Source organism: Salipiger abyssi (assembly GCF_017311415.1).
GTDB lineage: Bacteria > Pseudomonadota > Alphaproteobacteria > Rhodobacterales > Rhodobacteraceae > Salipiger > Salipiger abyssi_A.
Window position 1 is genome coordinate 23,831 of sequence record NZ_JAEKIS010000029.1, and the last position, 9,064, is coordinate 32,894.

General features: G+C 63.6%; 13 protein-coding genes and 1 pseudogene. 13 read left to right on the plus strand and 1 reads right to left on the minus strand.

Annotation, left to right across the window (positions count from 1 at the left end):
- The first annotated feature begins 86 nt into the window (after positions 1–86).
- Both I6N89_RS23260 and I6N89_RS23265 read left to right on the plus strand, forming a co-directional pair.
- Positions 87–272: a helix-turn-helix transcriptional regulator gene (locus tag I6N89_RS23260; protein ID WP_236016805.1), complete on the plus strand. Its 186-nt coding sequence runs from the start codon at positions 87–89 to the stop codon at positions 270–272.
- A gap of 76 nt (positions 273–348) precedes the next feature.
- The gene (locus I6N89_RS23265; protein WP_207020711.1) at positions 349–549 is read left to right on the plus strand and encodes a hypothetical protein; all 201 of its coding nucleotides are present in this window, start codon (positions 349–351) and stop codon (positions 547–549) included.
- On the opposite strand, the gene I6N89_RS23270 is transcribed toward I6N89_RS23265, so the two are convergent.
- On the minus strand, positions 543–1,121 hold the full coding sequence (locus I6N89_RS23270) for a hypothetical protein (protein ID WP_207020712.1): 579 nt from the start codon (positions 1,119–1,121) through the stop codon (positions 543–545). The genes I6N89_RS23265 and I6N89_RS23270 overlap by 7 nt on opposite strands.
- 132 nt (positions 1,122–1,253) lie before the next feature.
- On the opposite strand from I6N89_RS23270, the gene I6N89_RS23275 reads away from it, so the two are divergent.
- The 11 genes and pseudogenes from I6N89_RS23275 to I6N89_RS23325 form a co-directional block, all read left to right on the plus strand.
- Complete coding sequence (locus tag I6N89_RS23275) at positions 1,254–1,568, plus strand: hypothetical protein (protein WP_008335576.1); 315 nt, start codon at positions 1,254–1,256, stop codon at positions 1,566–1,568.
- A gap of 118 nt (positions 1,569–1,686) precedes the next feature.
- The gene (locus I6N89_RS23280; protein WP_236016806.1) at positions 1,687–2,205 is read left to right on the plus strand and encodes a lytic transglycosylase domain-containing protein; all 519 of its coding nucleotides are present in this window, start codon (positions 1,687–1,689) and stop codon (positions 2,203–2,205) included.
- A 16-nt stretch (positions 2,206–2,221) separates the two neighbouring features.
- Entirely contained in the window at positions 2,222–2,503 is a 282-nt protein-coding gene (locus tag I6N89_RS23285) for a TrbC/VirB2 family protein (protein ID WP_207020713.1), read from the plus strand.
- A gap of 130 nt (positions 2,504–2,633) precedes the next feature.
- Positions 2,634–2,912 carry a type IV secretion system protein VirB3 gene (locus I6N89_RS23290; protein WP_009574107.1) on the plus strand — a complete coding sequence of 93 codons (279 nt, stop codon included), beginning with the start codon at positions 2,634–2,636 and terminating at the stop codon, positions 2,910–2,912.
- Positions 2,902–5,280 (plus strand): type IV secretion system protein B4, encoded by a 2,379-nt coding sequence (locus tag I6N89_RS23295; RefSeq protein WP_207020714.1) that lies wholly within the window; start codon positions 2,902–2,904, stop codon positions 5,278–5,280. The genes I6N89_RS23290 and I6N89_RS23295 overlap by 11 nt, the downstream gene beginning before the upstream one ends.
- On the plus strand, positions 5,277–5,486 hold the full coding sequence (locus I6N89_RS23300) for a hypothetical protein (protein ID WP_207020715.1): 210 nt from the start codon (positions 5,277–5,279) through the stop codon (positions 5,484–5,486). The genes I6N89_RS23295 and I6N89_RS23300 overlap by 4 nt, the downstream gene beginning before the upstream one ends.
- Positions 5,483–6,595, plus strand: coding sequence for a lytic transglycosylase domain-containing protein (locus I6N89_RS23305; RefSeq protein WP_207020716.1), 1,113 nt, complete (start codon positions 5,483–5,485; stop codon positions 6,593–6,595). The genes I6N89_RS23300 and I6N89_RS23305 overlap by 4 nt, the downstream gene beginning before the upstream one ends.
- Positions 6,592–7,359, plus strand: a complete 768-nt coding sequence (locus I6N89_RS23310) for a type IV secretion system protein (RefSeq protein ID WP_065818621.1) — start codon at positions 6,592–6,594, stop codon at positions 7,357–7,359. The genes I6N89_RS23305 and I6N89_RS23310 overlap by 4 nt, the downstream gene beginning before the upstream one ends.
- 8 nt (positions 7,360–7,367) lie before the next feature.
- Positions 7,368–7,793 carry a hypothetical protein gene (locus I6N89_RS23315; RefSeq protein WP_083213174.1) on the plus strand — a complete coding sequence of 142 codons (426 nt, stop codon included), beginning with the start codon at positions 7,368–7,370 and terminating at the stop codon, positions 7,791–7,793.
- Positions 7,794–8,807 (plus strand): type IV secretion system protein, encoded by a 1,014-nt coding sequence (locus tag I6N89_RS23320; RefSeq protein WP_065818623.1) that lies wholly within the window; start codon positions 7,794–7,796, stop codon positions 8,805–8,807. It abuts the gene before it with no gap.
- Between the two features lie 17 nt (positions 8,808–8,824).
- Positions 8,825–8,953, plus strand: a pseudogene (locus I6N89_RS23325) (type IV secretion system protein); the annotation flags it as partial.
- Positions 8,954–9,064 lie beyond the last annotated feature (111 nt).

Sequence of the window (9,064 nt, forward strand, 5' to 3'; positions counted from 1 at the left end):
CACCTCTGAATGTAACATATATCGCGTGGTGATATTTCGTGCATCGTGCCCGTTTCGCGGGCATGAACTTGCGGGACCGTGTAGCATTGAACATCCAGGACTTGAGACGCGCCCGCGGCCTCAGCCAGGAAGCGCTTGCTCATCAGGCCAACGTAAGCCGCGGTCACATGGGCAGGCTCGAGAACTCGAAATTTGCGGCCTCACTCGACCTTCTCGAACGCATCGCCAAGGCGCTCAATGTCGATCCCGAAGAGCTTTTCGCGAGGCGTTAATCCGCTTCCTGAGGCTTTGATCCCGCCTCAATTTAAAAAGTCAAAACGGCAAGAACGGTACGAGTAGCGCGGGTACATGGCGAAGAGAAAGACAGGCTGGCCCTTCCAGGAAGGGTTTATCATCGACGGAACGAACGAAACCCATGTGTTTACCGACTACCGCTGGGATGATGGAAGCGTGAGCCGCCGCCAGTTTGTGGATCCATGCAGTTACGACCATACGCTTGTCGTAGTACGGACAGTTTCACTCAAGCTGCCGGACAGCCACGATCAGTAGGAAAACCACTCCGAGTGGCCCATGTTGCCCTCGTAGTCCCCGTATTCGACCATGATGCTGCGGGAATAGAAGTGCCACAGGCCCCCGCTGGTCGGATAGGCGATCTCCTGGCCGCTTTCCGAGACGAATGTCGCGGGCCAGGGCATGTGGGATCCGTAGACCCGTTGGATGTAGCGGCAGGTCCGGTTCTCGCGATCGCAGGAGCGTATCGACCAATCCCATTGACGCGGCTCGTCGCGCGGCTCGTAGGAGCGCCCGGTGAACCAGATCACATGAGTGCGGTTCAGCCATTCATACTCAGGCAGGTTGGTGTCGAGCTCGCCTTCTCCGCCGGGCCCGCCCAATTCGACCGGCACATGGGCAAAGGTGCAGACCCCGAAGGGCGGCAGGCTCGGCCAGGGCGTGATGCGGCGGATCATGGTGCGATAGGCCCGTGCGCAGACAGCGCTCGGGGGGAAGCCACCTGCCATGCAGAGCATGATGGCGCAGTCGATGTCATAGGCCTGCGCCTTCTCAGGGGCTCCAAACACCGCCATCACTCCCATCGCCGCTGCCATCGCCTGTCGTTTCATGTCGCTCTCCCGCAAAAGTTGCGCAGACTATCGCGCAATATGTATTTATCTGCAATATGTCGTATTGACTCCATATGACTTTATGGATTTAAGCGTAGGAAGTAGAAGGGCTCTCGTGGGGAGAGTCCGAACATGCCGATAGCGCGCAACCAGATCCTGATCACCATCGACGGTGTCAAAGACCTGTCCGAAAAGGGCATCGCGTTCCGCTGCCGGTATGAACTCGTGGGGTTCACGGACGATGGCAAGCCGCGCTACCAGTGCATCTACCTGCGCGAGGGTGAGCCGGAAGCCATTCTGGTCTCGACCCGGATCACCCCACACGGGCCAGAGCCGCGGTATTTCAACATATGGCCGGGGCTCTTCAAACATCATCTCGAGTTCGGTGACGGGCGTGATCTGCGCTTTGGTCCTGACTACAGCATCACCCTCGAGGAGCGCGGCTGACGTTATCGCCTTCGGCCGCGACGGGACGGCCCGGACCTCGGGCTGGACCTTTCATGGCGAACGACCTGCCTGGGCGGGGCTGGGTGATAGTGCTGAGGCGGAAGTCGCTCTGGCCTCGTTGGACCCCACGCCGCCTCCCGATCACGACGGCATACTCTCCCTGATCCGAGCCACAGCAGATCGCCACCAGGGAAACCGTGCCCTGCGCCAGGTTGGTCTGGGTGCCGACGACTGGCAGATCCTGTTCCGCGCCCTGGTCGAGTCCGAAAGCAGCTACAATCCGACTGCCGTGAGCCCCAAGGGTGCCTATGGTCTTGGCCAGCTGATGCCGGATACTGCCCGTGCGCTCGGCGTCGATCCGCGCGATCCCTCACAGAACCTCGACGGCGCCGCGCGCTATCTGCTCGCGCAGCTCGCCACATTCAAGGACATCAACCTGGCGCTCGCAGCCTACAACGCCGGGCCACACCGGGTGGTCGAGTATTCCGGCATTCCACCCTTCGCCGAGACCCGCGACTACATCGCGCGCATCCATCGGATCCGGTCCCGGCTGGCGGGCACGCCCGTTTCCGCGCCAGACATCCGCGTCGCAGACCGGGTTCCAGCCCGCGCGCCCGTCCTCATCGATCTTCAATAAAACAAGGGAACTTCGCATGCTTCGACATCGCCTCAGCCGCCTCTTGCCTGTCGCCACAACCCTGACGGCTTTCGCAAGACCTGCCTTCGCGCAAGACTTGTCGCCGATCCAGACCATGCTGGAAACCGTCGAGGCCGCGCTGACCGGTCCGATCGGAATCGCGGTCGCGACGCTCGCGGTCATCGGCACCGGCTTCATGTGCATGATGGGGCGGCTCAACTGGGGCTGGTTCGCCTCGGTCATCATCGGGATCGTGCTGATCTTCTCGGCCGGCACCATCGTCGACGGCTTCTCCTGAGAAGAGGCCCGATTGATGACTTCCCTGCAATCTCGCATCCTACGGTCGCCTCGAACGCGTTTTACTTCGCAAACGCTGCCTCGAGCCGACCTGCGGATTCATTTTCATCGCTAAGCAGGGAAGCATCGAAGTGGCAGAACGATCCCCCCTCTTTCTGGGCCTCGCCCGTCCGCCCAAGTATCTGGGTCTCCCTGTCGGATACCTCGTGGTGCTGGCGACCGGGGTCGTTCTGCCGTTCATCTGGACGAAGTCCATGGTCTTCTTCCTGATTGGTCTCGTCGCCTATCCGATCCTCTGGTTCGTCGCCGACCGCGAGCCGCATTTCTTCGAGGTGCTGCGCGTCTCCTTCGGATCGGTCCGTCCGACGAAGAACCGCGCCCTGCACGGAGGCGACAGCTTTGGCGCTTGATGCAGGCACTCTTTCCACTCACGGAACCGCTCTGCTTCAGGCTGGCGGCGGGGAATTCGCGCGGGAGAGTTATCTCGCCGAACACCTGCCGTATTTCGCGCTCGCGGACGACGATGTAATGGTCCTCCGCGAGGGCGACCTCATGGCCACCCTGCGCCTTGATGGTCTGAACCCGATGACCACTGAGGACGCCCGGCTCGACGCGCTCAAACGTGCGGTCGCCGCCATCGTCGCCCAGACCGGCAACGCCTTCGGCTTCTACATCCACCGGATCTCAGTCCCGCAGGATCTCGGGATGCGCCCCATCGAGGGGGACAGCTTCGCCTCCGCGATCGATGCCCGCTGGCAGGCCCATGCCAAAGCCCTGCGCCCGGCCAAGCGCCAGCTCTACCTCAGCGTCATCCGGCGCCCGGACATCTCCGCGCGCATTCCCCTCCTACGGGCGCTGGCCCGCAAGGCTTGGGTCAAGGACCGCGCAACGCGGATGCAAGAGCTGAACGAGGTCATGGGCTTCTTCGAGGTGGCGCTTGCCTCCGCCAACCCCGTGAGGCTCACAAAATCGGGCGGTGAATGGCTGGGCTACCTCAATACGCTGAACGCCGGCAGCTTCTCCCCCATTGCGTTCGGGCGAAGTGCCTTGCCCCTCTCGCATACCCTGAGCAATTGCCGCGCGACCTTTGATGGCGATGTCGTCACCCTGACCGACGCCGTGACCGCTCAGGTCAAATACGGCGCGCTCTTTTCCATGAAAACCTATCCGGCCCTGACGGATGTGACGCTGCTCGACGCGCTCGACCTGCCACTCGACATCGTACTGACGAATTCCTTCAGCCCGATCCCGAACAACATCATGGCCGAACGCATCCAGCGGATCATCCGCCAGATGCACGCCTCAGACGATGCCGCCGTGTCCCTGCGCGAACAGCTGGGACAAGCCGCCGATGATCAGGAGGCAGGACGCATCGCGTTTGGCGACCATCACCTCTCCATCGCGGTGTACGCGCCGGACCGCGACACGCTTGAACGGGCAGCCGCCCAGATCAAGCGCGTGGGTCAGGAGATCATGTCGGTGATCGTCCGCGAAAACATGGCGCTGAAAGCCACCTACTTCGCACAATCCCCCGGCAACTTCGGCTACCGCGCGCGCAAGACGCCGATCTCCTCGATCAACTTCGCCGACTTCGCGGCCTTGCACGGTAGCGTCGAGGGACGCGGCCCCAACCAATCGCCCTGGGGCCAAACCATCTCGGTCCTGCCCACGGTCGGCACCTCGGGATATCGGTTCAATTTCCACGAGGCAGGAGCCCCAAGCAAGGAACCCACCGTCGGCCATACGCTTGTGCTCGGGCGCACCGGCACGGGCAAGACGCTGACCACCGCCTTCCTCGCAGCCCAAGCGCAGCGGGTCGGGGCGCGGCTTTTCTTCTTCGACAAGGATCGCGGCCTCGAAATGGCGGTCCGCGCCCTTGGCGGCCGCTACAACGAAATCCGTGCCGGCGTGCCGACGGGGCTGAACCCCCTCGCCACCGAGACCGACGAGCGCGGCCGCGCCTGGCTCTCGGACTGGCTTGCAACCCTTCTTACGCGCAATGGTACGCTCTCGGGCGAGCAATCCCGCCATATCCAGAGCGCCGTGGGCCAGAACGCCGATGCCGGCGCGGCCCTGCAGCGCTTCGCCAGTTTCGAGACGCTGTTTCAGTCGCTCGATGATGATGGCGAGCTGCAGTCCCGCGTTGCCGAATGGGCGCCGGGTGGGCGCTATGGCTGGGTTTTCGACGAGCCCGAGCGCGGCGCTGGCCTCAAGCTCACGGGCGATATCATCGGGTTTGATATGACCGAGATCCTCGACATGACCACCGAGCGGATGGCGGTGCTCTCCTATATCTTCCGCCAGATCGAACGCGTGGTCGAGGATCGACGTCCGACCATCATCGTGCTCGACGAGGCCTGGAAGCTGCTCGACGATCCGTATTTCGGGGCACGGCTGGAAAACTGGCTGGTGACACTTCGCAAGATGAACTGCGTCGTCATCATGATGACGCAATATCCAAGCCAGCTGCGAGACAGCCGCGTCGGTAAGACCATCGTCGAGACAGTCCCGACCCAGATCCTCTTCCCCAACGACCGCGCCACCATCTCCGATTACGATTTCCTCCGCGTCAACGCCAAGGAGGCGGCCCTCCTCGTCCAGCCCACCATTGGCCAGCGCATCGCCCTTGTCCGCTCGGCGGGCGACAGCGTTTTTGTCGATGCCGACCTTTCGGCCCTCGGCGACCTCCTCCCCATCCTCGGCGGCGGCGCCACTGGGGAGGCCCGCGTGCCTGCCGATTGGCGCGCCAATCCCGATTTCTGGAGACATGTGATATGAATTTCAAACCCCTTCTCGCGCTTTGCGCCGCCGCAAGCCTGTTGTCGGCTTGCGAGAAGTACACCGAGAAAACCTCGCCCTGTTTCGGACGCAGTGGCGAGCCGCAGGTGACGCGCGCCGCGTTTTCGGTCTCGACCATGGGCGCACCGGCTCAGGAGACGGCCAAACCCGACTGCACTTTCGAACCCCTGCCCCGTCCGGAATGAGCCGTGTCGCGATCATAACCGCGGGGCTCTGCCTCGGTCTTGGCGCTTTGCCCGCGCATGCCCAGGGCGTGCCGACGCAGGACAATTCGGCGATCGGGCGCGCCATTGCCCGGGTGACGGCGCTGGCCGAGGATCTGGGCGTCCAGCAGGACAAGGATCGGACGGAGTCCACGTTGGCCGATGTCCAAGCCGACCAGCTGCGCGTCCTCGAGGAGATGACGGCCGCGATCACCGGCCCCGGATTTGGTATTCGCGCGCTCGAGGGCAATGCGGATTTCGGGGTGGCGGCGGTCTATCCCAATTCCGATCCAAGCCCGATGAACAGCCGCCTCTTCGGCGAAGGCCGCGAGACGGTCGAGATGATGATCGTCGAGGTTGCGGGCGAATTCGCAGGCGCGCCCGGTGTGGCCCGCGCGGGTCTCTCGGCCACCCAGTGGCGCTGCCTCTTCCAGGCCCTGATCAAACAGGAGAGCCGCTTCAACGTCGCCGCCGAAAGCCCGGTCGGAGCCTATGGTCTCACGCAACTCATGCCTGGCACCGCCTCCGATCTCGGCGTCGACCGCTATGACGTGAAAGACAACCTGCGCGGCGGCGCGCGCTACATCACCACCCAGCTCAACCGTTTCGGCAACATTCCCCATGCGCTTGCGGCCTATAACGCAGGCCCCGGTCGGGTCATCGAATATGGCGGCGTGCCGCCCTTTGCCGAAACCCAAGGCTACGTCCGCAACATCTCCAAGTTCTATAACGAATACCTCGCCGTGGTGGGCGGTGCCGACGCGCTCGGGACGCTCTCGCCCTCGGATTTTGCCCTCGCCGAATATGCCAGCATCTCCGAGGCGGGCGTCTATTATGCCGCCGACAGTTCGGCCACGACCGAACAGGTCATCAATCGCCTGCGCGCGATCATCCTGCAGATCGATGCTCAGCCCAATGCCAAGGCGGCCTGGGAGCTCAACACCTACGCCAAGGCCGAGATCGGCCGCATCCTCAATCTCCGCGTCCGGCTGATGGCCGCCAACCAGCAGCGCGAGGCGGCCTATGCGCAGCACCTCGTCGCCGACCGGCTGGCCGAGCGCGACTTCATGCAGATGGGAGTTCCCGAATGAGACAGCTTCTCCTGACCGCCGCGGCGGTCGCCACGCTCGCGTTTGCCTCGCCCGCCACGGCCCAAGGCGTGCCGACCTTCGACGGCTCGCAACTTGGCCAGCTTGTCGCGCAGCTCGAGCACATGGCTGAGGACCTGAATGTCCAGATGCAGCAGCTCGCGACCATGCGGCTGGAATTGGAAACCCAGCTCTCGCAGCTCACCAACCTCGAGGCGCAACTGACCTCGCTCATTGAAGGCAGCGGGCTCGGAGAACTCTTTGCCACGGTCGAAGAATTCCGCGCGCTGCGTGGCAAACTGGTCGCCCCCCTCAACACCGCGCAGTCTTTGGCCAGCGGCGATTTCCTGAGCGGGTTCAATCCGGGCGCGGAATTGTCAGCGTCCGTCGAACGGGTGCTCTCGGGCAGCGGCTTCACCTCGGAGCGCCTGAGCACGCTCTCGGGCTCCGATCAGCCTGCCGACAACCGCATCGCCACCTCGGCCGGGGCCAGCGCCATGCTGTCCGTCGCCGCGCAGGAAAGCCACGAAGAGGCGGGCCAAAGCCTCGAACGGCTCGAGACCATGGTCGGGCTGATCGACGATCAGGACGGGCTGAAGGCCGCCGTCGATCTTAACACCCGCGTCACCGCAGAGCTTGGCATCATCCTGACACAGATCTGGCGGCTGGAAGCGGCCCAGGGCGTCAGCGCCGGTCAGCTCGGCGTCGTCGATGCCGCGACCCTCGCGGATGAACGCAAGTTCCGGTCAATGGCGGTGGATCCATGAGTCGCCTCATGACCCACAGCTTGAAAACTTTTCGATCTCTTGGTCTCGCGGCGCTTGTCTTGGTTGCCCTGCCTTGTGCCGTGCTAGCCCAGACCCTGAGCACAGACCCCTCCAGCGAAACGCCCTTCAGCTCGATGGCCATCGCGCAGGATGAGGCCGACGCATGCCGTGTTCCGAAACCGCCCGCCGATCTGGCTGCGACCGCCTATTTGCGCAACGGCTACCGTGCGATCCTGCGCATCCTGATTGCCGAAGAAGCCCTCGCCTCGGAATCCTGCACCTGCCTGCTGGATCAGTTCACCTGGGATCAGGCCTTGGGCGCCCTCCCCCGGTTCCAGACCTCGGACAACCCACGCCTGCCCTTCAAGGTTCTCGATCTCTACGCGCAGGCCGACGCGCTCGAGGCGCAAGTTGTGGAGGCCTGTGCCGAGTAAATGGGGGTAATTCGCGACATCCTGAGCCAGGTCGACGCCGCGGTAGATACCGTGGCGCAGGACGGCTTTGTCTCCTCGGCGGGTGCTGTCGGCGACGTGATCTCCGCCGGGGCCGCGCTCCTTGTCGTGCTTCTCGGGATCAACGCGGTGATGCAACTCCGCCCCCTGCCCTTCGGCACCGGCTTTGCCTTCGGGATGAAGATCGCACTGGTCGGCATATTCGCGCAGAGCTGGGACAATTTCAGCGTGATCTATGACATCGTCACGCGGGTGCCTGACTCCGTCGGCGCCTCCATCCTGGCGCTTACCGGCTCGGGCGACGAGGCCGGGGTATATGAGAGCCTCGACAATATGGTCGCCCGCATCACCGCCTATGGCGATACGATCGGCGACCGCGCGGGCTGGGTCTTTGGCGCGGTCCTGGGCGCAATCTTCTTCGTCCTCTCCGCCGTTTTCGCTGCCGTCACCGCCGGGATTATCGCCTTCGCCCGCATCGTCTTCGCGCTGATGATCGTGATTGCCCCCTTCATGATCGTGACCTCGCTTTTCAAACCGACCCAGTCCCTCTTCGAGGCCTGGACCCGCGCCACCATCGGCTATGCGCTCATGCCCGTCGCCGCCGCCGGAGCCGCGGGCATCATCGTCGCCATCGCAGAAGCCATCGGCGACGCCTCCGCCGATCCGGGTGACGTCGAAACCGTCAGCCTCATCCTGCCCTTCCTCGTGATCCTGATCCTCAGCGCCGGGATTATGGCCTCGGTCCCCTACATCGCCTCCAACCTCACCGGCGTCGTCGGCATTGCCTCGAATGCCGTGGGTCTCACGGGCCTTGCACGTCAGGGGTTCGTGAATACGCGCCAGTATGGCTCGGGTGCCGCCTCGCGCCTCGTCACCGGCAAGTCCCCACGTGAGCTGAACCAGATGGCGAACGCGGGCGTGGTGAAGACCGGCGAGATGATCCGGCAGAGCCCCGGCGCGCTTCTCTCTGCCGCCAAGGCCTTCCGCAAACCCTGATGTGAAAGACGATTGACTTGAAGAAGAAGGTACTTAGTTCTTCCGCGCCTGACCGCGACGCCTTTGAAGCGGATTTCATCTACGGGCCTCGGCGGCGCGAGCGCTTTGCGTGGTTCGTCGCGGCGGCTGGCGTGCTGGTGTCAATCGGCACCGAAAAATGACCCCCTATCGGCGTCCAAAAATGACCCCCTCATGCACGACGTAAGCTGGCCCGATGCGGTGTAGCCACCACACAGCGCAGCCGCGTCGGGCCAGCG